This is a genomic window from Puniceibacterium sediminis, assembly GCF_900188035.1.
Classification (GTDB): Bacteria; Pseudomonadota; Alphaproteobacteria; order Rhodobacterales; family Rhodobacteraceae; genus Puniceibacterium; species Puniceibacterium sediminis.
Map to the genome: position 1 here is coordinate 14809 of NZ_FZNN01000018.1, position 24527 is coordinate 39335.

The following is a 24527-nucleotide window of genomic DNA, read 5'->3' on the forward strand; positions in this document are numbered from 1 at the left end:
CACTCAGACGGGCTGGATGCGGACCGTGCCTAAAAGCAGAGAAGCGATACTGTAGAGGACACAGACGATTTCATCATTATTCCCTTCGCGGTTACGGGATCAGTCGCGCGATGATCAGATCTGCCGCCTCTTCGGGGCTCATCTCGGTGGTGTCGATGCGCAGTTCCGCGGCATCCGGGGCCTCGTAGGGTGAATCGATCCCGGTAAAGTTTTTCAGCTGTCCGGCGCGTGCCTTGGCATAAAGCCCCTTCACATCCCGGCTTTCAGCGACCTCAAGCGGCGTGTCGACAAAGACTTCGACGAATTCGCCCGGCTGCATCATGCCGCGCACCATGTCGCGTTCCGACCGGAAGGGCGAAATGAAGGCGGTGATCACGATCAGACCCGCATCGGTCATCAGCTTCGCCACCTCGCCGACGCGGCGGATGTTTTCCACCCGGTCGGTTTCGGTGAACCCCAGATCCTTGTTCAGACCGTGGCGCACGTTATCCCCGTCCAGAAGGAAGGTGTGGCGGTTCATCCGGGCCAGCTTCTTTTCGACGATGTTGGCAATGGTCGACTTGCCCGATCCCGAAAGGCCGGTCAGCCACAGAACCGCAGGTTTCTGGTGCTTCATCGACGCGTGGTGATCGCGACCGATATCAGTGGCCTGCCAGTGGATGTTTTGCGCGCGACGCAGGGCAAAGTTGATAAGGCCGGCGGCAACCGTGTGGTTGGTGATCTTGTCGATCAGGATGAAGCCACCCAGATCGCGGTTCTCGGCATAGGGCGCAAAGGGGATCTCGCGGTCAGTGGTGATATTGGCCACGCCGATGGCGTTCAGATCCAGCGTCTTGGAGGCCATATGTTCCTGAGTGTTGACGTTGACCTCGTATTTCGGCGGCTGCACCGTGGCCGAAACCGTCTGCGTCCCGATCTTGAGCCAGTAGGCCCGGCCCGGAACCATCTCGACCTCGTCCATCCAGACCAGCGTGGATTCAAACTGGTCCGCCACCTCAAGCGGCGATTGCGCCGCGACGATCACCTGCCCGCGCGAACAGTCGATCTCATCCGTCAGGGTCAGGGTCACGGATTCGCCTGCCACCGCCACATCCTTGTCACCGCCCAGGGTGACGATGCGCGCGATCGTTGACGTCTTGCCCGAGGGCAGCACGCGGATCGCATCGCCAGGACGCACCTGACCGCCCGCGATCATCCCGGAAAATCCGCGGAAATCCAGGTTGGGCCGGTTCACCAGCTGCACCGGCATCCGGAATGGTCCGGTCTGCTCGATCGTATCGTCAAGCGTGACCGTTTCCAGATGCGGCAGCAGCGGCGTGTCGGTGTACCAGGGCATATTCTCGCTCTGGGTGGTGATGTTGTCGCCCTTGTAGCCCGAAATCGGGATGGCGGTGAATTCGGTGATGCCGATGCTGTCCGCAAAGGCCCGGTAATCCGCGACGATCTGGTCGAATACGGCCTGATCATAACCGACAAGGTCCATCTTGTTCACCGCCAGCACGACGTGGCGGATGCCCAGCAGATGCACCAGATAGCTGTGACGGCGGGTCTGGGTCAGCACGCCCTTGCGCGCATCGATCAGGATCACCGCAAGGTCCGCCGCCGAAGCACCGGTCACCATGTTGCGGGTGTACTGTTCGTGGCCCGGGGTGTCGGCGACGATGAACTTGCGCTTTTCGGTCGAAAAGAACCGATAGGCCACGTCGATCGTGATGCCCTGTTCACGCTCGGCCGCGAGGCCATCGACCAGAAGGGCAAAGTCGATCTCCTGCCCCTGCGTGCCGACCCGCTTGCTGTCGGCCTCAAGCGTGGCAAGCTGGTCTTCAAAGATCATCTTGCTGTCATACAGCAGCCGCCCGATCAGTGTGGATTTGCCGTCGTCCACCGATCCGCAGGTGATGAAGCGCAGCATGCTCTTGTGCTGGTGCGTCTCAAGGTAGGCGTCGATGTTTTCGGCGATGAGGGCGTCTGTCTTGTAGATCGTATCTTGGGTCGTCATGGGGATACCTGCTTGGAATAGAGGGCCAGGAAAAAAGAACCGGAAAAACGGGGGCGTCAGAAATAGCCTTCCTGTTTCTTCTTCTCCATCGAGGCGGCCTGATCATGGTCGATTGCGCGGCCCTGACGTTCCGATGTCGTGGTCAGCAGCATTTCCTGGATCACCTGCGGAAGCGTCGTCGCCTCGCTTTCCACGGCACCGGTCAGCGGGTAGCAGCCCAGCGTGCGGAACCGGATCGAACGCATTTCAGGTGTTTCACCGTCTTCCAGCGGGAACCGGTCATCATCCACCATCAGGATCATCCCGTCACGCTTGACCGTCGGACGCGGCGCCGAGAAATACAGCGGCACGATCTCGATGCCCTCAAGGTGGATGTACTGCCAGATGTCCAGCTCGGTCCAGTTCGAGATCGGGAAGACCCGCACGCTTTCACCCTTGGCCTTGCGGGCATTGTACAACCGCCAAAGCTCGGGGCGCTGGTTCTTGGGGTCCCAGCGGTGGTTGGCCGAGCGAAAGGAGAACACCCGTTCCTTGGCGCGGGATTTTTCCTCGTCCCGGCGCGCGCCACCAAAGGCGACGTCAAAGCCGTATTTGTCCAGCGCCTGCTTCAGGCCCTCGGTCTTCCACATGTCGGTGTGCAGCCCGCCGTGATCAAAGGGGTTGATGCCACGCTCGACGGCTTCGGGGTTCTTGTAGACCAGCAGCTCCATGCCCGCATCCGCAGCGGCGCGGTCGCGCAGCGCATACATGTCGCGGAACTTCCAGGTGGTGTCCACATGCAGCAGCGGAAAGGGCGGCGGCGCCGGATAGAATGCCTTTTTCGCCAGGTGCAACATGACGGCGCTGTCCTTGCCGACGCTGTAAAGCATTACGGGATTTTCGGCTTCGGCAGCCACTTCGCGCAGGATGTGGATGCTTTCCGCTTCCAGGCGCTGCAGGTGCGTGAGGGATGTATCGGTCATGGGAAAATCTCTGTCAGAAGGCTGTTGACCCAAGACCTAGACCCGCGCAAAACGTCAGAAACCCCCCATATGGGGGTAATTTAGTAAAGGGATCTGCATCATTTCGGCAGAAACAGACATGGTGAAGACGCTGTTCGCGGCCGCTTCGGGTTATACCGACGCTGATTCTGCGGGCGCAAACCATCCCGTGGATCTCTGGCCGGCCTTCCTCAAGCAGCTCGGCGCGGCGCTCGGGGCGCAAAGCGTCAGCCTGCAGGTCGTGTCGCAGGGTCGGCTGGTGCAGGTCTGGCAGATCGGTGCCACGCAGACAGAGCCCGCAATCGCAAACCTTGAAAAGATGCGCACCGGACGGGTCTATTCCCAGCTTGACCTGCCCGGCGCCGAAGATACGGAACAGCCGCTGCGCGCCCTGCGGTGGGCAGTTGGGGCTAATGGCTTTGCCGCCCTGGTCCTGCGCCGCCGGACCCGGGATTTCCGGGCAGCCGACGCGGCACAATTGTCACGGCTTGCGCCCTATCTGGGCCCGGCCCTGAGCGGCTGGCGTGCGCTTGGCCGGGAACGGTCCCGCGCCGCGCTGGATCGCCGGCTGGGTCAGGATCTGGGTGCTTTCTGGCTGCGCCTCACCCCCTCGGGCCGGGTGATCGACATGGCGCCGGAAATGCGCGCGCGGCTTGCCTCGCTCTCGGGGTTGCGGCTCCAGCCCAATGGCTGGCTCGAATTTTCAGACCCCGCAGCGGCGCTCGCATTTCGCCAGGCGCTTGCGACAGCGCAGGTCGGCCCTGCCGCATCCGGTATGGTGGAGCTGTCCCGCAACCCACCCCTGCAGTTGGTGATCTGCGAAGACACCCTCGCCGACGAACGGACGCTGGTCGCGATCCTGCGACAGGGGCTGCTTGCCCGGTCACTGCCGGTGGAACATGTGGCGGAATACTTCGGACTCAGCCGCAGCGAGGCGCGCCTGACCATGCTGCTCTGCGATGGCTTCAGCCTGCAGGACGCAGCCGTGGAACTGGGCTGGACCATTGAAACCGCGCGCAGCTGCTCAAAGCAGATCTTTGCACGGATGGGGGTCTCGGGTCAGCCCGGCGTGGTGCGAAAGGTGCTGGGCAGCGCCGTCTGGCTGTCCTAAGCCTGTGTGCAGGGCATACCCGGAACAAACGGGGTAACCTGAAGGCAAAAGAGAACACGGCAGGGGTGTTGTTTATGAACCTGCCGCCGCGTGTTCCTCAGAGTGTATCGTAGGCCGCATCCACAAGAGTGAGAACCATCTGGCTTTCAAGAAGCGCCAGGCTGCTGTCGGCCATTTCAACGCTTGCAACGTCGACATCCGAAGAGATGAGCAGGTCATCGGCGGCATAGAGGGTCTCTGTCGTATCACCCAGAACCAGATCGGATGTGTCGGTGGATACGAAGATGAAAGCGTCTGACTCGGCGTCGACAGTTACGGCTTCGACGGCCAGGCGCTCTTCCTCGGCGGCCATGATGCTGTCCAGATTGGCCGTGGCAAGATCGTCCTCGTTCACGGTGATCTCGAATGCCGACAGCGTACCCGCAAAGTTGTCCTTGCCCCAGGCATTGCCAAAGGTCATGTCCAGTTTGCCCGACGAGGCCAGCGTACCCGACATCTCTGTCTCGGCCAGAACCGTGCCGTCGACCATGATTGCAAGCACGCCATCTTTCAGCGAGATGTCGATGTCATGCGTTGCCGTGTCAGCCAGATCTGCGCCGCTTGTGGTCAGACGGATCTGGGTGCCATCGGTGGTGAAGACCTTCAACTGCAGCTCGCCCTTCGCCGTGACCGTGGCGATAAAGCTGCCATGCAGGCGAACCACTTCTCCGGCGCTCTCCGCGCCATCGGCGGTGAGGCTCATGGAGATGCTGAAATCATCCTGGCCAAGAAGGTCGCTCACATTTTCCCGGGCAACACTGACCGCGACGCCTGTCGCGCCCAGCTGCAGGCCGTCCAGAGTGTCGACGCTCTCCAGATTGGCCGCCATGACGCTGGCCAGATTGGCCGCGGCAAAGTCATCTTCGTTCACGGTGATCTCGAATGCCGACAGCGTACCCGCAAAGTTGTCCTTGCCCCAGGCATTGCCAAAGGAAAGGTCCTGATTACCCGTCGAGGCCAGCGTACCGGACATCTCTGTCTCGGCCAGAACCGTGCCGTCGACCATGATTGCAAGCACGCCATCTTCCAGCGAAATGTCGATGTCATGCGTTGCCGTGTCGATCAGGTCCGCGCCGCTTGTGGTCAGACGGATCTGGGTGCCATCGGTGGTGAAGACCTTCAACTGCAGCTCGCCCTTCGCCGTGACCGTGGCGATAAAACTGCCGTGCAGGCGAACCACTTCTCCGGCACTCTCTGCGCCATCGGCGGTGAGGCTCATGGAGATGCGGAACTCGTCCTCTCCAAGAAGTGCGCTCACATTTTCCCGGGCAACACTGACCGCGACGCCTGTCGCGCCCAGCTTCAGACCCTCTGCTTCGGCGTCGGCGTCAACGTCAGCGTCGGCAAGGATCAGACCGCCCGCATCGGCAAGGCCAAGGCTCAGATCGCCTGCAAGAGCAAGAGCGGCGGATGTGTCGTCCGCAACCGAGCCGAGCACAACTTCCACACCATTGTCATAGGCAATAAACCCCGTGCCCTGTACATAGGTCAGAACACCGGACCCCTGCACTTCGACGACCACGCTGCTGGTATCCGTCCGCCCGTCGGGCAGTTCAATGGTCAGGCTGACGGTGTACGATCCGCCCGCCAGAAAGGCATGGTCGATCTCTGCTCCGGATGCCGTCAGGCCGTCACCAAAGTCCCAGAGAAACTCGGTGCCTTCGGGAAGGTTGCCCAGATCGGCAGAGCTGAAAGTACCGTCGAAATGGTAGAGGGTGGCGTTATCTTCCGAACCGTCCACGTTGAAATCGGCCGAAGCCTCGGCGGAGGTCGGCATCTCGAGGGTGGCGGCAGCGCCGATCCCATCCAGCACGAGAAGGCTGTCAGACAGGGCGCGGAAATCATGCACACCGTCCACCGCAGTCAGAGAGGAGTTGAGGAACACATCGCCATAGAAACCGTCTGCCGCGCTGTCCTGATCCTGCACGAAGCCGTTGTTGTCCACCATCCAGTCAGACTGGTCGGACCAACCGGTGATTTCTGCTGTGGCGTTGCTTTGGATCAGCACACCGGTCGAGGTCGGCGCCACATTGATCTTGGGGATCTCGTAGCTCTCGTCCAGACCGTCCACGGCACCGCCATCTGCATGCAGAACCGAATTGCCGCGAATTACGAGGCCATTCGTTTCCCCCACCGTGATACCATGCATATGGCCGTTCACGATGACGTTGTCCTCGATCAGGATGTTGCTGTAAAACATCTCGGATCCTGCCAGACCCTGATCGACCTGGTCATTGCGCATGAAGATGGACTGTGTGGCGTCGCCCTCACCGATATCCAGAGTGTTGCCGCGGATCGTGATGTCGGTGCTCGGGGCGTCGGTTCCCTTGGTCCAGAACTGGATCATATCGCGGTGATCACCCGATTCCAGCGAACCGCGGAAATCATGGAGATAGTTATCTTCGATCAGCGCGCCGGTGATTTCAGAGAAATCCATGCCATCCGAGCGGATGGAGTGGACGTCATTGCCACGCACTGTCACGTCACCGCTTTCCGTAACCGTCAGGCCGCGGTGGAAATTGAAGATCTCGTTGTTTTCGATCGTGGCGCCGGTCGTCCCCTTCAGGGACAGGCCGATCCCGTAGCCATAGCCGTCAGCGATATCCGAAACACCCTGAGCCAGATCGCCGTCGAAGGTCGAATTGCGGATCGTGATGTTGTCCGAATCCGTCACACTGAACGGACGCAACCAGATCGGATCGCCGGCTTCGAAGGTATAGTCAAAGAGGATGCCGTCGAAGGTCAGGTTCGCCGCATCGCGGACATCAAGACCGGAAAAGGTTGCAGGGTTCGAGGGGTCGGCTGAAGCGATGGTCACATTGTCGGGGAAGGTGACGTCATATCCCGATTTTGCGCCGATGTAGAGATCGCCGTAGTTTCCACCTTCGAGCAGAATTGTTTCTCCGCCCTGGGCATTGGCAAGCGCGGTGTGAAGTTCTGCAAGGGAGGAAACTGTGAGTGTGTCAGACATATCTGGCTCCGGCATGAATGTTACCCCTGATGAGGCTTGACCGGTTTCTGGGGTGCGGCCGTGGTCCAGAAATGGGTAAATTCAGGCGAAACTGGGAATATTGGGGAAAATTTTCCACGTCGGGCAATCTCAAAGAACTAAAGCGCGACGCGCGGCAGCTCCGGACCCTTGGCCCGGGCTTTCTTTTCCCACTCCGGAAAATCGCTTTGGGCCATAGCTATAAGGGATAAACCGCAGGCTTGCGCGCCCCCGGCGGTGCGACACCGCAGGCTGCGGGCTGTCAACACTGATGGCGGCACCAAAAAACTTCCGGGATCGTGAAATTTGCATGCACCTGCCTCTGCTTAACCATTTTTTAAGGTTTTAGGCAGGCGGCATGGCGGAGGTATGGCGACAGTCTGTTCTTATCCTGTCCATTGTTTCCAGATCTGCCACGTTTGCGGCGCGAACATGGCGAAATATCAGGACTTGCCGATATGCTCGGGAATCGCACGGCGCGCAGCATCATCCGACAGCATGATGCGCACATGGGCGGGCGGCGGGCGATTCAGGCTGGCCAGCAGAAGCGTACCCGCCTCGCGCCGGTAGCCCTTGAGCGCAAGCTGCCCAGCCTTGGCAAGGGAAAAGGCAAAGGCAAGCGGCAGGCTTGCCGGAAAGAACCGCCGCACAAATCTCATCCGTGCCCGGTGTATGAAATAGAGCGAGAATGGCGAGGCGGGCCGGTTCACGGCCTGCGATCCGATCGCAGAGCCCGCGCGGTGGTAGACGATGCCACCGGGACAGTAGGCCAGGGGCAGATCCCCCCGGCGCAGGGCCCAGTCGACCTCTTCGTAATAGAGAAAGTAGTCTTCCGACATCGGTCCGACCGCCTCATAGAAGGCGCGGCTGGCCACCATGCTGGCGCCTGTGATGAAATCCAGCGCGGCAGGATCGGGGGGCGGCACGTCAGGTGGGCAAAACTGGTTGCTGTTGTGCGTGACGCCGGTGCGGCGATCCAGCAAGCCACCATCGATCTGGATCTTGTCCGGCGCGTCCAGATAGATCACCCGCCCCCCCATAAGAGAGAAAGGCCCCGGATCCCGCGTCGCAAATGCCGCCGGGGTGCCTGCGGGAACGGCGCTGTCCGGGTTGAGCACCCAGAACCGTTCGATTCCCGGGTCACTCGCCAGATGCGCCAGTCCGATGTTCACCCCGGCGGCGAAACCGCCATTGGATCCGGTTTCGATCAGCGTCAGCGGCGCCACTTCGCAGCGCGCCCCCCCGGGTATCGCTGCGCTGCCCAGCGGCAGCGGCTTGGCGACCGGCAGATGCGCAAACGGCAGATCGTCCGGCGCCACGTAGGGCACCCGGCCTGCCGCCCAGTCCCGGATCACCGCAGGCGTGCCGTCAGTCGAGGCATTGTCGACCACGACAACGCGCAGCGCGGCACCATCAGCGGCGGCGGCACCAAGAAGCGTTTCAAGACAGTCGAGAATGACGTCCGCCGCATTATAAGTGACGACAACAACGCCGAGAGGAGCAAGGGTCATTCAGTGTCCGTGACTGTTTGGGCTGATCGCGCGCGATACGCCGGGGTTATGATGGGCGAGCGGCTGAAACGGCTTCCGCCGCCCTCTCGGGGGACCGGGTCCCGGGGGGACTCGTCCGGGTCGGCATCCTTGTGCGCGCCTGCCGGGATGGTGATCAGCCAGATGCCCGCCCCGAACATGAAGAACACAAAGGAATAGATCGTGGCCCAGACATGCACGGTGAACAGCGTAAAGCTGAGCCCGAGAAAGGTGAACACCCAGGCCCTGCGGATATGGCTCAGGATCGGATCGTCATCAAAGTTCCGCCGCATGATCCGGAACACGGCCAGAGCATACCCCACGGCGAGGAAAAGAAAGCCCGGGATGCCGTATCGCACCGCCATCACGAGCCAGAAATTGTCCATGCTGCCGGAATGCATGAAATGCGGGCGTTCCCATTCGTTCAGACCAATGCCATAGACCGGATGCGCCCAGACACTTTTCATGCCCCATTCAAAGATGATGCTGCGCCAATAGGCATTATGGGCCGAAAACGTCGCATAGCTCATGAACACCTGCAGCGGCGTGCGGTTGGACAGGATGTCGATCACCACCCAGGCCAGGGCAAACAGCCCCAGCAACAGCCACCACCGCCAGCGGATGCGATCAAAGACCGTCGCCCAGGCGATCAGCGCAACTTGCAGGGCAATGGCCAGCAGGGCACCGCTGGACAGCGCGAGAAACCCGGTAGCCCCGCTGAGCAGGGCAAGGAACCAGCGCGCCGGCGTGGACATGACGTCTTTCAGGGCTACAAATGTCAGCGCCACGCTGACCGAACAGAACAGACCAAAATGGATCGGATGAGCAAAGGTCGCTTGCACCCTGTGCAGATTCAGACGTTTTTCCTGATGACCGATGGTCACGGAATCGATGCCGGGCAAGGCACGGATCATCTGAATCAGCGGCGGATGGCCGGTCAGGGTTTCGTATACCGCGAAGGGCGTCAGACACATGATAATGAGCACGATCCAGCGGCACAGCGCGAGGAATGCCTCTGGTGTGCGGACGTAGGCCCGCGCCACCACGTAGCCGCCAATGAACTCCACACCGACCGATCCGATCTGCGTCACCACCTGTTCAGGGTTGTTCACGGCCAGCGCCACGGTGGCCCACATGATGTGCAGGAACATCAGTATATCGGTGACCAGCACGCGGCCAAAGCGCCCGGACAATAGCTGGAAGGTCAACGGAAGGACCATGACCAGCAGAAAGAGGCGCAGCACCGACAGCTTGAGAGGCCCCAGGTTGAACCATATCGGCGTGACGACACAGAGCAGATACACCAGGGCCTGCCAGGGCAGTCTGGTCTGAAGACCGGCGGTCAGCGGCAGCTTCCGTGCTCCTGCGAGATTTTCTGCAATGGCCAAGTCGTGACAGCCCCGTCCTCAGTGTCCCGGACGCGCCCTGTGACCCGCGCCTTCCATTCCCGGACGGGGTGGGTTCCCGCCGCGTCGATGATCACCCAAGCGCGGCCTTCAGGCGGCGCATCACGTAGGCCGGCAGCGACGTGTAACGCGACCGGTTCGCACGCGCGGCGCGCACGACGACTCCGGGAAGGCTCGCATAGGCTGCCAATAGGTCCAGAGGTCCCGCCTTGACCGGTTCGCGTGCATATCCCGCGTCATCCAGGGCCTTGCCCGCGACGCGCTGGATGATCGCGATTTCCTGTGGCGAAAGCACTTTATGCCAGCGCCGGTTCGGGGCGGCACTCGGGCCTGCCTTTTCGTCAAAGCGCGTGGTTGAACTGTTGTGCAGCGGGATTTCAAGCAGGCTGTCATCATAACCAACCCCAAGCCACTCTGCGATCGGGCGCACCGTATCGGCGGGTGCACCGACAACATCCTCATAGCGCACGACGCGCACCCGGTCGGTGGAATGCTTTGCCTGCGCGGCAAAGGCCGCCCGCGCCGCAGCCCGCCACATCATCGAGGCGATGACGATGTGATAAGATGTTTCCTTGCGCTTCTGGTCTTCGGCGATGGCAGCCTGATAATCCGCATTGCCCTCGGCCTTGCGCAATCCGCCCTGATATTCCCAATCCCGGTAGGATGCGACCACGGCGCGGGGATCGCGCACGGTACACAGGATCCGCGCCTCGGGATAGGCGGCCAGGATGTCGTCGATCCGAAAGATATGGCGCGGGGTCTTTTCGCCCCAGATCCGTGCACCCGCCTGCGACATGTGCCAGCGGCAATAGGTTTCGAACACCGCATCAACGCTGTCGCGGGTTGGCCCGTCGACCGCGGCGGCGGGTCCCAGAAGATCGTCGCGCGACAACGGACTTTCCTCGGGGTTGGCGCGTACGCCATAGGGGCGGATCGACTGGGAGCGGAAATAATCGGCACAGACGGCCTGTTCTTCGGCACTCATCCCGCTCAGCGCCCTGCCGTCGAAACGCGGGCGCAGATCGTCAAAATAATGGGTTTCGCCGGCCAGTTGGATTTCCGGGGCGCGGTTGAGGATCGACCGCAGCATCGTCGTTCCGGACCGCGAGGCACCCACAACAAAAAGCGGTCCTTGCCAAGTGTCAGGCAGTGCCATCTGCAACCCTTTCAAACCAAATTTACGCCGGAACACATACCACCGCAATTGTGCGGCGCGCAAGGCGCGCAGGTCTGATGGATCAGCGCGGCTGCAACCGCGCGGCACCGATGCCCGCGCCGTCCAGCGGACCGCCCCTGCGATAGCGAAACGCGGCCGGGTCCGCCGGGTCTCCGGCAAAGACCGCGCCATAGAAACCGGCAAGGCCACGCCCGTTGTTCTGCACGATGAAATTATCCTCCACCTGCCAGTCGCGCTGGCCCCCGTGGCCAACGATCTTGGGCACGACGTTCGAGAGGATTCTGACGTTGCGGGCCGTTTCCGCGATGCGGATCATTGGTGTCCACCGCCCCATGCCTTTGCGCGGGTCCAGGGACCGGGCGTTGCGCACCACGGTGTTGGCGCGGATCACCAGGTCATCGGTTTCGCCCACGGTGATGCCGTGCAGGTGGGCGTTGACGATGACATTCTGTTCAATCGTGAAATTGCGATAGAACATTTCCGCGCCGGCCCGGCCCTGATCCACCTCCTGGTTGCGCACGAATATCGACTGCGTGTAAAGGCCCTGCCCCGAGTTCAGGAGGTTACCCCGGATCGTGACGTCGACAGAGGGTGTTTCCGTACCCTTGGTCCAGAACTGGATCATGTCGGCATGATCCTTGCTTTCGGGCGAGCGGGCAAAATCGTGGATGCGGTTGCTCTCGATCAGCACGTTTTCGACGCCCGCGAAGTTCATGCCATCCATCCGCATGCTGTGCAGGTCATTGTTGCGCACCGTCACATCGCGGCTCTGGCTGATCACCAGCCCCTTGTAGAAGTCGCGAATTTCGCTGTTCTCCAGCGTCAGCCCCGACACATCGCGCACCGACAGCCCGAAGGCCGCGCCAAAGCCGTTGTCAGCCGCCGTCAGCCCCCGGGCCGTGTCGCCATCGAACAGCGTATCGCGAATCCTGATATTCTGACTGTTGGCTATGTCGAAAGGACGCAACCGCAGCTTGTCACCCGTCTGAAAGCGGTAGTCAAAGACCACCCCCTCGATCACCAGGTTTTTCACGCGGCGCAGGGTCATCCCCGAAAACCGGGCCGGTGATCCGGCATCGGCTGACCGCAAGACCACGGCATCGTCACCGCCGAAGTCGCGATTGCGCAGCGACAGGATGCCGTACTCCCCCCCCGCAAGCTCGATCGTCAGGCCGCTGGAAGGCGTCTTCAGAATCTGCTGCAATTCGCTGGCCGATCCGACCCGCAGGGTTTCGCCGGCCCGGCCCACGGCGGGCAAGAGCACAATCAGAACAGCGAGGACCGCCGCCAGACTTGGAAATTGCCGCATGCGTCACCTTTTCCGATAGCTATTGGGGCTTTATATTATTCGTTATACCCGATCAGGGCCACTGATAAGCCAATCCCCTGTGGCTCTGGTAAAGACGCGTAAAAACGCCGATGCAATTCCGGAATGCTCCTGCGCCAAAGCAAACCCTGTGTTTTCGCGCCGAAAATGGCCGCCGTCACAATCCGGAAAACCCGGCGCCGCCGGAACCACCGCTGGTGCTGGTGCCGGAACCACCGCTGGTGCTGGTGCCGGAACCACCGCTGGTGCTGGTGGCGACCGTGCGCTCCTCCCCGCTTTGTGCAACCCCGGACGCCGCCATGTTAGCCAGAGCGTTCGAATGAACTGACATCACAATACTGGAGAGACACATGCCGGCAGTGGACGATTTTCAAAGCTATTCACCGGGCATGGAAAGTCCTGTCGCCCATGCCGTCGCCATCACCCCCAGCGACACCGCCGACCTGACGCGACTGACCCGGGCGATCTATGTCGGAGGCGCGGGTGATTTGCGCATCGACCTTGCGGACGGAAGCACGGTGACATTTGTCGGCATGCCTGTCGGCTGGCACCCGATCCGGGTGGCACGGGTGCGCGCCACGGGAACCACCGCAACCGACATTGTCGGGTGCTGGTGATGATCAGACTTGGAACAGGCCTGCGCTTTGACACGCCGGGGGCCTCTGCACCGCAGATCACGCCGCCGCCCCCCGTGGCCGCACCGGCCCAGTTGCCGGTCGCGGCCACCGCGCGCTGGCATCCTGGCTTTTCCGACGTCACCACCGCGCAGGGGCGCATCGTTTCCGCCAGCGACCTTGCCGGGCTGGCCGGACTGACCGAGGGCGGCGCCGGGATCGGCCCGCGTGAAATGACCGACGGGCTGGGCCGCAAGTTCTGGCGCTTTACCGGGGCAGAGTTCCTGAACGTCGCCGCCGGTCTTGTTTGCGACACGCGCAACATGTCGGCCTTCATGGTCGGTCGCGTGCCACGGCATCCAGCCTCGTGGAACCGGTATTTCAGCATCGGCAACGTGGCGCAGGGCAGTGCCGTGAACACCCTGAACGCGCCGCTGGAAAGCCGGTCGGTCAGCCAGAGCGCCGGACATATCTCAACCTTTGGCAAGAACGCCTATACCGCCGCCTCCGGGGCGGAATGGATGGTGCCGGGGGCGCAGATGCAGGTCATCGGCACCGCCACGGAGGCCTCCGGATCGCGGCTTTTTCTGAACGAACGCTTCGTCGATGTGGCCGCCGCCTACAATGCGACAGGCGTCAGCGGTGCCGAAATCGGGCGCTATGCCTGGTCGCCCGGCGCGTCGGGAAAATGGGGCATCTTCGACCTTTACGAACTTGTGGTCTTTTCGCCCGGTCTGGACCAGAGCGATGCGCTGGCGGTCAGTCAGGCGCTGATGCAGGCCCACGGGATCAGCCCGGTCGAACATCAGCTGGTGCTTGAGGGTGACAGCATCATGCAGGGCACGGACGCGGTAACCGAGGCGCTGTCGGCCGCCGCGATCCTGACCGATCCCGGGGCATCGCATGTTCCCGGCAACTGGCGGGTGATCAACAAGGGCATCTCGGGCAATCAGGTCAGTGATCTGGTGATCAAGCGCGACACGTCCAACAGCTGGACCGAACAGCTGCTGCCGGGCCGCAATGTCATGGCCTTTGAAATCGGGCGCAACGATTTCGTGTCGGGCGGCCAGAGCGCGGCGCAGCACTATGCCAATGTCGTGGCCTACCTCAACTCTGCCAGCACGGGGATCCTGCAGCGGGGCTGGAGCGTGCGCGCCATGGCCAATATCGCCGGATCGCCCAGCAACATGCCCGAAATCACCGCGCACCGTGCCGCTCTGCGCGCAGCGCAGTTCCTGACCGACACCGCCAGCGGCCCGGGTCAGGCCTTTGCCGACCAGGTCTCCATCGTGTCGACCGATCTGATCGAACAGGGCGGTCAAAGCGTGTTCCTGACCTCGGACGATGCCGCCGACACGACCTATTATGCCGGCGACAGCACCCATCCCGGCCCGCTTGGCGCAAGGCTGCGCGTGACCGGAGGCGACACGCCACAATACGGGGTGGCAGCGGGGCTCTAGCACTGCCGGTCAGTTGTAGCCGGACAGATCCAGCGGATGGGGCACCAGCGCGGCAAGCCGCGCGTTGCTGTCGTCAAAACACCCCGCAAACCTTTCGCGGACGTGGTCCGAAACCGGTTTGCGCCCCGACATCATGCCGCGCACCCACTTGCGCTTGAGCAGATAGCCCGCTCCCTTGTAAAGTCCCTTGGGGGTGCGGCCCAGGCTCAGGATCGGCCAGGGGTTCAGCGTGCTGGACTGCACGTGGTTGAGACGGCGCAGCAACGGCGCGCCGAATTCCGGATAGCTTGGTGCATCGACCCGGCGCGCGGCGGCGGCCAGTGTCGTGAACCCGGTATTTCCCGCAAATTCCGCGACCCGCAACGCCGCTGCGTCCATATCCGCGCTCAGGCTTTCCTGGGTCAGGACATGGACGTTCTGCGCCCCGAACAGCCGCTGATACTGCGCCACCAGCAGATCATATTCAAAGTGCCGCGGGCTGAAGCCGAAATATCCCGGCTCTTCGGTCCCGTCAAAGAACCGCTGCCAGGGCATGGTGCCACCGCGCAGCACGTATTGCATATAGACCGACGGCAGGATCCTCAGCTGCGCGCGGATCGATATGAGAATGCGCGCCCCCGGTGCGATCCGCGCCAGCCGTTCGGCATAGACATCGCTGCCGTGACCGCCAAAGAACGGATGCCCCGACAGGATCTCGGACGAGATCACCGGCACCTCGGCCGGGCCAACCGGCGCAAGACGCTCGGCAATCAGCGCGCGCATGTCTTCGGGATCAAAAGACAGACCATGCGGCTGCACGATATGGCGAAACACATCGCCATGGTCCGCAATCTGGCGATAGCCGTGCTCGGGGGTGAACAGCAGGCGCTGCATCCAGGTCGTGGCGGTCTTGTGGTATCCGATATGGATGACGAGAGGCTGCGCCATGGTGTTCCTCAGCGGTTTTTCCGGCGCCGCGTGATGTAGCGGCGCAGATCTTTCATTGTCAGGACGGTCAGGCCCAGCAGCACGATCAGTGCCAGCGGCTGAATCCAGCCCTGCCCCTGCAAGACATCCCCCGAAACCGCATCCCCAAGCGCCGCCGCCACCATGAGCGCCACCGACATCAGCACCGGCCCCAGCATCTGCCCCAGCGCGACCCCGGGATTGCGCCGCACCAGATAAAGCGACAGCGCATATCCGGCGGTTTCACCAAGGATGCCGATCAGTACCACCACCGGCAGCGTCGCCCCCTGCACCACCGCATACCAGATGATCGGCAGCGTCGCGACCCGCATCAGATTGGCCTGCATCGCATTGCTCGTGTGTCCGCAGGACAGCGCCACAACCCCGCCCCCGGCCTTGGCGACGCGCAGCCCCTGCAGGATCGCCAGCGCCACCAGAAGCGGCGGCAGTGCCGCGTATTTGACCCCCAGCAGCAGATGCACCACCGGCGCGCCGAACAGCGCAAAGACCACAACCAGGATCACCGCATTCAGCAGGCTGATCTGCATCGTCACCATCGACAGATACTGAAACCGCGCCTGTCCTTCGGGGGTATCCCGATCGACCGCCGACAGCTGCGGCAGGAAAAAGTTCTGCGCCGATTTCGCCATCACCAGCGTCGGCGTCAGCGTCAGGGTGAAGCCCATGGCAAAGATCGCCAGAACCTCCATCCCCAGCTCGCGCCCGACGATCAGCTTGTCACCCTGAAAGACGGCGAACAGCAGCATGCCGTTGATCAGCAGCGGCCAGCCAAAGCGCAGGGAATTCCCCATCACCGCCCGGTCCAGCACCAGCCGGTAGGGCCGCCGCGCCACCAGATGCGAGGTCACGGCAATCATCGCCGCCCGCAGCAGGATGGAATACAGCATCACGGTGTAATCGCCGTAGAACATCGCCAGCGGCCAGACCACCAGCAGCGCCAGAAAGGCGGGCACGGCGCCGCTCAGGATCGCGGGCCAGAACACCATCGTCCGGTTCAGCCGGTGGATGTCGAAATGGGTAAAGGCGTTGAACACCGGCACCAGCGCCATCAGCCGATAGGCCCAGGTCGTTTCGGGCACGTTCAGAAAGGCGGCAATCGGCCCGGCCAGCGCAAACAGAACGATCCCGCCGATGACGCCGCGCAGCACCTGAAACCCCTGCAGGGCGGCCTGAAACCGCGGGTCTTCGCCGTTGCGGGCCTGCACGATCTGCTGCTGCAAGCCCAGCTGCGATCCCATCTCGACCACCGCCATGGCGATGGCAAAGGTCGCCGCGACACCGTAATCGGCCACCGGGATCAGCCGCGCCACAAGCAGATTGCGCGCCAGCAGCATAAGCGATGTCACGGCATTGCCGGACAGGATCAGCAGGGCAGAGCGCAGCATGTGATATGCGGGCCTTTCACGGATGGCCGAACAAAGGGGCGCACCCCCCGGAAGTCTGACAGAATTCAGTCTGCTTGTTTCGGTTTGGTCCGCCGGGGTCAAGTTCTATGCATAAGGACTGGTGCGCATTGGGTGTTTTCTGCTTAACAAAGCCCGTAACCACAGTTTCCATACCCAAGGATGCGCTTTTCCCATGACCGACACGCCTCAGCCCGACCAAAGCCCTGCCCTTGCCCGGGTGGCGCGGGGCGATCTTTGTGCCGGCTGCGGGGGCTGCGCGGCGCTCGCGCCCGGCAAGGTGACGATGGCGGTGCAGGCCCCGGGATATCTGCGCCCGGTGGTCACAGCCGCGCTCAGCGCCGAGGAAGACACCGCCATTGCCGCGGTCTGCCCCGGCCTCGGACAGAAGGTTTCCGCCGATGGCCGCCCCGATCCGGTGCTCTGGGGGCCCTACCGGACGGTGAATACCGGCTGGGCCAACGACCCCGAGATCCGCTTTTCCGGGGCCTCGGGCGGGGCGCTGTCGATGATGCTGGTACATCTGCTGGACAGCGGCACGGTTGATGCGGTGGTGCAGACCGCCGCCTCGCCCGATCTCGCCATCGGCAATGCCACCGTGATCACCGCCGATGCCGACGGCATCACCCGGGCCGCCGGATCGCGCTATGCCCCCTCGGCCCCGCTGTCGGACCTGCCCGCAAGGCTGGCCGAACATGCCGCCACGGGTCGGCGCTTTGCCTTTGTCGGCAAACCCTGCGATGCCGTCGCGCTGCGGGCCATGTGTGCCCGTGATCCGCAGGTGGCCGCCGCCTTTCCGGTGATCCTGTCGTTTTTCTGCGCCGGCGTGCCGTCCCATGCCGGGGGTGCCGCGGTTCTGGCAGCGCTTGGCACCGACCTGCCCGCCACCGCCAGCTTTCGGTTCCGTGGCAATGGCTGGCCGGGCAAGGCCACTGCCCGCGCCCATGACGGCACCGAACGCGCCATGAGCTACCACGACAGCTGGGGCAAGATCCTGTCGAAACATGTCCAGCACCGCTGCAAGATCTGCGCCGATGGCACCGGCGTCGCCGCCGATATCGTCTGCGCCGACGCCTGGGAAAGCGACACCGCCGGCTATCCGGTCTTTGAAGAGGCCGATGGCGTCAGCCTGATCATGGCGCGCACAGACCTCGGGGCGCGGCTGGTGGCGGGCGCGCGCGACGCCGGGCGGATCACAACCGAACCCTTCGACATTGCCACGCTGGATGCGATCCAGCCCGGGCAGCGCGAACGCCGCCGCGCGCTGTTTGCCCGGCTTCTGGCGCTCAGGCTGACGGGCATGCCGGTCCCGCGATATCAAGGCTTGCAAATAGGTGCTGCGGCGCGGCAAAATCCTATGGCGCGGAACCTGAAGAATTTTCTGGGCACCCTGCGCCGACGCCTGCGCCCGGCCAAACGATGACCGGGCAGACGGCGCATGCAGATTGTGACAGGCCCCTATCGGGGCTGATGATTTTGAGTAGAACAGGATTTACATGACCCAAACACCGCTGCGCATCTGCCTGATCATGCATTCGACCCGCTCTGACAACCTCGGGGTTGGCGCCCTGACCGTGTCCGAGGTCGAGATCCTGCGCGATATTTCCCGCGATATCGGCCGCGCCATCGACATCACCGTGCTCGACTGGAAGGATGCCCGCGCCCCCTATGTCACCGGGCCGGATATCACCGTGATCGACGTGGACGGCAAATTCATCCGCAGCCCCTCGGGCTTCTTTGCCATCGCGCGGGCCTCGGATCTGGTCATCGACATCGGCGCGGGCGACAGCTTTGCCGATATCTACGGCACGGGGCGGCTCAAGCGGATGTTCGCACTGAAATACCTCACCCATCTGTCGGGCACGCCGCTGGTCATGGCGCCACAGACCGTGGGCCCCTTTACCCGGGGCTGGTCCAAGGCGCTGGCCCGTCTGTCGATGCGGTTCTGCGCCGTGGTCGCCAGCCGCGACCGCCTGTCCACCGACGCCGCCCGCGCGCTTGGCTGCAAGGATGTGATCGAAGCCTCGGATGTGGCGCTGCGCCTGCCCTATGATCCCCCTGCCCCGCGTGCCCCCGGCGGGCCGGTCCGGGTCGGGATCAACGTCTCGGGCCTGCTGATGGGCGGCGGCTATACCGGCAAGAACGAATTCGGCCTGACCATGGATTACCCCGGCCTGATCCGCGACCTGATCCGGCATTTCCAGTCCCACCCCGACGGCTGCGAGGTGCATCTGGTGGCGCATGTGATCGTGCGCTCGGGTCCGATGACCGGCGAAGACGACTACCGCGCCTGCGAGGCGCTGGCGGCCGAATTCCCCGGCACCGTGCTGGCCCCGGCTTTTGAATCCCCGTCCGAGGCCAAGAGCTATATCGCGGGCCTCGATTTCTTCATGGGGGCGCGGATGCATGCCTGCATCGCGGCGTTTTCCTCGGGCGTGCCGGTGGTGCCGATGGCCTATTCGCGCAAATTCGAAGGCCTGTTCGGCACCATGGGCTACACCCGCACGGTGGACTGCACTTCGCAATCCGCCGAGGCCATCCTTGAGGCGATCGTCCAGGGCTATACCGACCGCACGACCCTCAAGGCCGAGGCCGACGCGGCGCTGAAGAAAGGCCGCGAGAAACTGACCACCTATGAAACCCGGCTTCGGGACTTCCTGAAGGGTTTCGCCTGAAAGGGCGGGCCTCAGCCCGGACCGGGGCGGTTCCAGCTGCCCGACAGCCGATCGGGATCCGCCCCCGCCAGCAGCAGGACCATGCAGCGGAACCGGTAGAGCCGGATCCGGAACAGCATGGCCAGAGCCAGCCCCTTGCTGCGCAGCCCCGCAATGCGATCGGATGTCGCGATCCGGGGCAATTCGAACAGCGGTGAGACAATCATCGCCAGGGTTTTCAGCGTCCAGACAAAGCCTTTGCGGACATTCCCGCGGACGCCTGAAAAATCATGGGCCATCTGGCGGTCCCATTTCTGGCGCAACTCGGCAAAACTCTTGCGGGCCGGGTGAAACACTTTCAGCCCGGGCACATAGCGGATGACATATCCAGCCCGGGTCGCCCTCTGGCCCCAGTCGCGGTCCTCGGCCACCGAAAGCCCGGCGAAGGGTCCCACCGCATCAAGCACGGCGCGCCGCACCACCAGATTGCCGGTCCCGGTAAAGCCTTCGCGCGCGATATAGCGATCCATCCGGTAGGCGAATATGCTCTCGTAAGCTTCGAGCATGGTCAGCCTGTCGGGATCGTCATAGGCAATCCGCACATCGCCGCCCAGAATTTGCGCATCCGGATCGGCCATTTCCCGTTCAGCCACGGCAAGCCACTCCGGATCGGCAAGGCAATCGGCGTCGATGAAGGCAAGAATGTCGCCAGTGGCCCGCGCCGTGCCCAGATTGCGCGCAGGCCCGGGGCCGGGTTCGGGCTGATGCAAAAGCTGCACACCGTCAAAGGCGTCACAGATATCCCGGGGCAGCGCCACCGATCCGTTGTCCACCACGATGATCTCTTCCGGCACGCGGCTTCCCGCCTGCAGCGACAGCAGGCAGCGCTTCAGAAATTCGGGCTGGTTCAGGTGCGGGATCACCACGGAAATGCGCGCGGCATCCGGGGTGTGCGCGTCGTCGCGGCCTGGATTTTCAGAATGTGTCATTGGGTCGGGCGGGTATCCGGGCAATATTTCAACACGATTACTAAAGGATCGGCCAGTATCCACAACGTTTAAAACGCCCCCTGCGGCCATTGCCGGCCATTGCCCGTCATTGCAGCGGGATTATGCGGCGGGCGGACATGGCGACGGGAATTGCCGGGCCGTTCCGCAGCCTTGCCCCCACCCCTTCGTGGCCCGATCTGCGATCTTTTGCCGGTTAGGACCTCATTAATCGAAAACATGCACCCTGCGCGGGCTGTCAGAAGGGCAGCGCAAACGCTGCAGAGGGCCGGTGCCATAGGACGCAATACATCGCTTGAGTACGCCCGGCTTCTGGCCGCTTGCGGCATCGTCGTCTTCCATACCGGCGCGCCGGGGGCCGCTGTGGGCTATGCCGCGCTGCCGTTCTTCCTGATCGTGCTTGTGGTGCTGGCCGCCCCGACCGCGGCCCGTCAGGGGTTTGGTGACTATGCCCGCGGCCGGGCAAACCGCCTGCTGAAACCCTGGCTCGCCTGGTCGGCGCTTTATGGCGGGCTGAAACTGGCCGAACTGGCCGTGACCGGGGCACCGCTGCAATCTGAATTCGCGCCGCGCATGATCCTGACCGGCCCGGCGCTGCATCTGTGGTTCCTGCCCTTCGCCTTTGTCGCCTGCCTGCTTGTGCATCCCCTGATCCGCCTGTCGGCACAGGCCACGGCGCAAGGGATGGCACAGGACCGGCACAGCGCCCGCGCCGATCTGCTGTCCGCCGCTCTGGCGGCGCTGGCCCTCGGCTTTCTGGCCCTGCGGCAGGGACAGGTGTTTCCCGCGCCCCTGGCCCAGTGGCTCTATGCCATGCCACCGGTCTGTCTGGGGCTCGCCTTCATGCTGACCGGCAACCGGCCGGGGCGAATGGCGGCGCTGCTGACCGGCTTTTTTGCCCTGGCCCTTGGTGCGGGCTGGACATCGGGATGCCTGCAGATCGCCCTTGCCGCAGGGGTTTTTGCCCTGTGTATCGCCCTGCCGAACCGCCCAGGCGCGCAGCCCGGCAGACCCGGCGCGCTGCACAGCCGGTTGGGCGGGGCGGCGATGGGCATCTATCTTGCCCATCCGATGGTGCTGTCGATCCTGCACAGAACCACCGACATCGCCCCCGACAGCCTGACAATGGCCGCTCTGGGATGCCTTGGCGCCTTTGCGATCTCGGCGCTCATCCATCATATCCTGACGGTGCTGCACAGCGCGCTGGCCACCCGCAACCTGCGCCAAACCCCGCTCCGGGTTTCGGCACACCACAACACAACTGCGTAACCTGCGTCTTTTTAAGCCAACAGGAATCGATTCCAGCCGATAATCTTGTTATAGGACCATCCGGAGCGGTCCCCCTGTTCCGCTGTCGCGTATTTTGTACCAGGAAGCGGATTTCTCCGATGTCAGATGTCACCAGTCGCCACCGTCTTGATCTGTCCGGTAGCCGGGCCGTCAATCCCCTCGGGGTGCTGCTCTTCGCAGCACTCATCGCGGTCGCCCTGCCGATCTTCTGGCTGGGGTTCCAGTCGCTCGCCAGCGCCTGGATCACCCCGGAATACAGCCACGGCCCGCTGATCCCGCTGATATCGCTCTATCTGTTCCTGCGCGAATTGCGCCGCGCGCCACCGCGTGACCCTTCCGCTCCGGTGAACCGCTGGCCCGGGATCGCGGTGATTGCGGTCGGGCTGATCTTTGGCATCTTCGGAAATCTGGTGCAGATTCCCGATATCGTCACCTATGCCTTCATCATCTGGCTTGGCGGGGTGGTGCTGACCGGCTTTGGCTGGCAACGTGGCAAAACCCACCAGCTGCCGGTGCTGCATCTGGTCTTCATGCTGCCCCTGCCGCAGTTCGTCTACTGGCAGCTCACGATCTTTCTGCAGCTGGTGTCCTCGGAACTCGGCGTCTGGTTTATCCAGCTGGCCGGAATCCCGGTGTTCCTTGAGGGCAATGTAATCGACCTCGGCATCTACAAGCTCCAGGTCGCCGAGGCCTGTTCCGGCCTGCGCTACCTGTTCCCGATCCTGTCGTTTTCCTACCTCTTCGCCATCCTCTACCGCGGGCCGTTCTGGCACAAGGTGGTGATGTTCGCGATGGCGGCCCCCCTGACCATCTTCATGAACTCCTTCCGCATCGGCATGATCGGAGTGCTGGTCAACAGCTATGGCATCGGTCAGGCCGAAGGATTTTTGCACTTCTTTGAAGGCTGGGTGATCTTTGGCGCCTGCATCGGCATCCTGTTCCTGACGGCCATTCTGCTGCAGCGCCTGACGCCCAACCCGATGGGGCTGCGTGACACCATCGACATGGATTTCGACGGGCTGGGCGCCCAGGCCGCGCGGATCCTGTCGATCCGCCCGGCGCGCGGTATCGCCATTGCCACCCTTGTCAGCCTTGCCGTGACAGCGGCCTTTCTGTTCACCCCCGCGCCCGACCGGGTCCTGCCGCACCGCGACAGCTTTACCCTGTTTCCGCGCGGCATCGGTGACTGGAACAGCTATACCATCCCCCTCGACGCCGAGACGGCAAAGGTGTTGAACGCCTCGGACTACATCAACGCGGTCTATGCCCAACCGGGAAAATCCGACAGCTATGTGAACTTCTTCTCGGCCTATTACGACAAGCAGACCGAAGGCTCGGGCATCCATTCCCCCGAGGTCTGCCTGCCCGTCGGCGGCTGGGAGGTATTTTCCATCGAACCGACGCAGGTGTCCTTTCCGGACACGGTCTATGGCACCTTCACCCTGAACCGGGCGGTGATCGAAAAGGGCCTGTCGCGTCAGCTGGTCTATTACTGGTTCGAACAGCGCGGCAAGCGGCAGACCAACGACTATGTCGCCAAGGCCGGCGTGGTCTGGGACAGCCTGACCATCGGGCGCACCGACGGCGCGCTGGTGCGGTTTGTCACGCCGTTCGCTGCTGGCGAGTCCGAGGCAGAGGCCGATACCCGCCTGCAGGGCTTCATGGCCGAAATGCTGCCACAGCTGCCACGGTTCATTCCGGAATAGCCTTCGCCCAAATACCTCTGGCCGACATAACCACCCCTGCCCCCTTCCCGGGCGTCGGGGAAACGTGATAGCGCGCTTGCATCCTGCCCCAGCCTGGTAACATCCTGCCGCATGCGCTCTCCTGCACCGCACTATCACCATGAACACCCGTCCCGCTGGCTGCCCTGGCCGCCGATGCTGCTGGTGCTGCTGCTCGCCAGCATCCTGCCCGAACTGGTGCTGACGCTGGCGGATCAGGGGGTCGTCGGCCCGCCCTATCTGCGCCTGCTGGCCTACCAGCTGGGGGCCTTCCAACCGGATCTGCTGACCGGTCAGGGCCTGCAAGTCTATGCCGCCCAGCCCGTGGTGATGTTCCTCAGCTACAGCGTGATACACACCGGCCTGCTGCATCTGGCCGGGAACATGGCCGCGCTGCTCTATCTTGGGCGGCTGACGCTGGAACGCCGCTCGGGCCGGGGGCTGTGGGGGCTGTATCTGGTCGCGACCACTGGCGCGGCGGTGATGTTCACCCTGGTGGGGCCGCCCCATGCCACGATGGTCGGCGCCTCGGGTGCGCTGTTCGGGCTGCTGGGGGCCTGGGCCGTGGATTCAGGCCTGCTCTCGCCCAAGGGGCCCATGGCCGCCCCCCGCCCCCTGATCCAGTTCCTGAACCTGCTGGCCTGCGCCGGCGCGCTGATCCTGTTCGACATCGCCGGCCGGGTCCTGCTTGGCACCCCCGTCGCCTGGCAGGCCCATACCGGCGGCTTCCTCAGCGGCGCGCTCTTTGCGCTGATCCTGCCCCACGACAGGCGCCCGGCCCGGGCCCCCACCTCCGACTGACCCCAGAACCTCTGTCCCTCCCCCCGCGCCCGAGGCGGGCCGGGGCAGAAT

The 24527-nt window shown here is 63.2% G+C and carries 19 protein-coding genes; 9 read left to right on the forward strand and 10 right to left on the reverse strand.

The window, feature by feature from the left end; translation table 11 throughout:
- Positions 1-91: 91 nt before the first annotated feature.
- On the reverse strand, positions 92-1999 hold the full coding sequence (gene cysN, locus CHB75_RS16900; protein WP_089272644.1) for a sulfate adenylyltransferase subunit CysN: 1908 nt from the start codon (positions 1997-1999) through the stop codon (positions 92-94).
- A 56-nt stretch (positions 2000-2055) separates the two neighbouring features.
- Complete coding sequence (gene cysD, locus CHB75_RS16905; protein WP_089272646.1) at positions 2056-2961, reverse strand: sulfate adenylyltransferase subunit CysD; 906 nt, start codon at positions 2959-2961, stop codon at positions 2056-2058.
- Between the two features lie 118 nt (positions 2962-3079).
- On the opposite strand from cysD, the gene CHB75_RS16910 reads away from it, so the two are divergent.
- Positions 3080-4090, forward strand: coding sequence for a helix-turn-helix transcriptional regulator (locus tag CHB75_RS16910; RefSeq protein ID WP_089272648.1), 1011 nt, complete (start codon positions 3080-3082; stop codon positions 4088-4090).
- Between the two features lie 97 nt (positions 4091-4187).
- On the opposite strand, the gene CHB75_RS16915 is transcribed toward CHB75_RS16910, so the two are convergent.
- The 5 genes from CHB75_RS16915 to CHB75_RS16935 form a co-directional block, all read right to left on the reverse strand.
- Positions 4188-7100, reverse strand: a complete 2913-nt coding sequence (locus tag CHB75_RS16915; RefSeq protein WP_176439175.1) for a right-handed parallel beta-helix repeat-containing protein — start codon at positions 7098-7100, stop codon at positions 4188-4190.
- A gap of 461 nt (positions 7101-7561) precedes the next feature.
- Positions 7562-8629 (reverse strand): glycosyltransferase family 2 protein, encoded by a 1068-nt coding sequence (locus tag CHB75_RS16920; protein WP_089272652.1) that lies wholly within the window; start codon positions 8627-8629, stop codon positions 7562-7564.
- Complete coding sequence (locus CHB75_RS16925) at positions 8626-10035, reverse strand: O-antigen ligase family protein (protein ID WP_089272654.1); 1410 nt, start codon at positions 10033-10035, stop codon at positions 8626-8628. Before CHB75_RS16925 ends, CHB75_RS16920 begins: the two co-directional genes overlap by 4 nt.
- A gap of 91 nt (positions 10036-10126) precedes the next feature.
- Positions 10127-11209 carry a sulfotransferase family protein gene (locus CHB75_RS16930; protein WP_176439176.1) on the reverse strand — a complete coding sequence of 361 codons (1083 nt, stop codon included), beginning with the start codon at positions 11207-11209 and terminating at the stop codon, positions 10127-10129.
- Positions 11210-11291: 82 nt separating this feature from the next.
- Positions 11292-12539, reverse strand: a complete 1248-nt coding sequence (locus CHB75_RS16935) for a right-handed parallel beta-helix repeat-containing protein (protein WP_089272658.1) — start codon at positions 12537-12539, stop codon at positions 11292-11294.
- A gap of 110 nt (positions 12540-12649) precedes the next feature.
- Between CHB75_RS16935 and CHB75_RS21745 the strand changes: the two genes are divergently transcribed.
- From CHB75_RS21745 to CHB75_RS16950, 3 genes are read left to right on the forward strand one after another with little or no spacing between them, the layout of a single operon-like run.
- The gene (locus CHB75_RS21745) at positions 12650-12880 is read left to right on the forward strand and encodes a hypothetical protein (protein WP_089272660.1); all 231 of its coding nucleotides are present in this window, start codon (positions 12650-12652) and stop codon (positions 12878-12880) included.
- A 27-nt stretch (positions 12881-12907) separates the two neighbouring features.
- Positions 12908-13174 carry a spike base protein, RCAP_Rcc01079 family gene (locus tag CHB75_RS16945; RefSeq protein ID WP_089272662.1) on the forward strand — a complete coding sequence of 89 codons (267 nt, stop codon included), beginning with the start codon at positions 12908-12910 and terminating at the stop codon, positions 13172-13174.
- Positions 13174-14631 (forward strand): SGNH/GDSL hydrolase family protein, encoded by a 1458-nt coding sequence (locus CHB75_RS16950; RefSeq protein ID WP_141135131.1) that lies wholly within the window; start codon positions 13174-13176, stop codon positions 14629-14631. Before CHB75_RS16945 ends, CHB75_RS16950 begins: the two co-directional genes overlap by 1 nt.
- Before the next feature lie 9 nt (positions 14632-14640).
- Here the strand turns inward: CHB75_RS16950 and CHB75_RS16955 are convergent, their stop codons facing one another.
- Together CHB75_RS16955 and CHB75_RS16960 are read right to left on the reverse strand one after the other, a co-directional pair.
- Positions 14641-15558 carry a hypothetical protein gene (locus tag CHB75_RS16955; protein WP_089272666.1) on the reverse strand — a complete coding sequence of 306 codons (918 nt, stop codon included), beginning with the start codon at positions 15556-15558 and terminating at the stop codon, positions 14641-14643.
- Between the two features lie 8 nt (positions 15559-15566).
- Positions 15567-16982, reverse strand: coding sequence for an oligosaccharide flippase family protein (locus CHB75_RS16960; RefSeq protein WP_089272668.1), 1416 nt, complete (start codon positions 16980-16982; stop codon positions 15567-15569).
- A 193-nt stretch (positions 16983-17175) separates the two neighbouring features.
- On the opposite strand from CHB75_RS16960, the gene CHB75_RS16965 reads away from it, so the two are divergent.
- Both CHB75_RS16965 and CHB75_RS16970 read left to right on the forward strand, forming a co-directional pair.
- Positions 17176-18423, forward strand: a complete 1248-nt coding sequence (locus CHB75_RS16965) for a Coenzyme F420 hydrogenase/dehydrogenase, beta subunit C-terminal domain (RefSeq protein ID WP_089272670.1) — start codon at positions 17176-17178, stop codon at positions 18421-18423.
- A 73-nt stretch (positions 18424-18496) separates the two neighbouring features.
- On the forward strand, positions 18497-19675 hold the full coding sequence (locus tag CHB75_RS16970) for a polysaccharide pyruvyl transferase family protein (RefSeq protein WP_089272672.1): 1179 nt from the start codon (positions 18497-18499) through the stop codon (positions 19673-19675).
- An 11-nt stretch (positions 19676-19686) separates the two neighbouring features.
- Here CHB75_RS16970 and CHB75_RS16975 read toward each other — a convergent pair whose 3' ends face one another.
- Positions 19687-20643 carry a glycosyltransferase family 2 protein gene (locus tag CHB75_RS16975; protein ID WP_089272674.1) on the reverse strand — a complete coding sequence of 319 codons (957 nt, stop codon included), beginning with the start codon at positions 20641-20643 and terminating at the stop codon, positions 19687-19689.
- A gap of 237 nt (positions 20644-20880) precedes the next feature.
- On the opposite strand from CHB75_RS16975, the gene CHB75_RS16980 reads away from it, so the two are divergent.
- From CHB75_RS16980 to CHB75_RS16990, 3 genes are all read left to right on the forward strand, one after another.
- Positions 20881-21930 carry an acyltransferase family protein gene (locus CHB75_RS16980; protein WP_089272676.1) on the forward strand — a complete coding sequence of 350 codons (1050 nt, stop codon included), beginning with the start codon at positions 20881-20883 and terminating at the stop codon, positions 21928-21930.
- A gap of 119 nt (positions 21931-22049) precedes the next feature.
- Positions 22050-23657, forward strand: a complete 1608-nt coding sequence (gene xrtD, locus CHB75_RS16985) for a VPLPA-CTERM-specific exosortase XrtD (protein WP_089272678.1) — start codon at positions 22050-22052, stop codon at positions 23655-23657.
- A gap of 111 nt (positions 23658-23768) precedes the next feature.
- Positions 23769-24476: a rhomboid family intramembrane serine protease gene (locus tag CHB75_RS16990; protein ID WP_089272680.1), complete on the forward strand. Its 708-nt coding sequence runs from the start codon at positions 23769-23771 to the stop codon at positions 24474-24476.
- Positions 24477-24527: the final 51 nt, after the last annotated feature.